At 56.8% G+C, this 243-nt stretch carries 1 rRNA gene; it reads right to left on the minus strand.

From position 1 onward, the window contains the following. Window positions 1–243: ribosomal RNA gene (locus tag HPT30_RS31230) — 16S ribosomal RNA — on the minus strand; the annotation flags it as partial.

Below are 243 nucleotides of genomic sequence, written 5' to 3' on the forward strand. Positions count from 1 at the left end.
ACAAGACCCGGGAACGTATTCACCGCGGCATGCTGATCCGCGATTACTAGCAATTCCGACTTCATGCAGGCGAGTTGCAGCCTGCAATCCGAACTGAGACCGGCTTTGCTGGGATTGGCTCCACCTCGCGGCTTCGCTTCCCGTTGTACCGGCCATTGTAGTACGTGTGTAGCCCAGGTCATAAGGGGCATGATGATTTGACGTCATCCCCACCTTCCTCCGGTTTGTCACCGGCAGTCACTC

This window comes from Paenibacillus agri (assembly GCF_013359945.1).
GTDB classification, from domain to species: Bacteria; Bacillota; Bacilli; order Paenibacillales; family Paenibacillaceae; genus Paenibacillus_AQ; species Paenibacillus_AQ agri.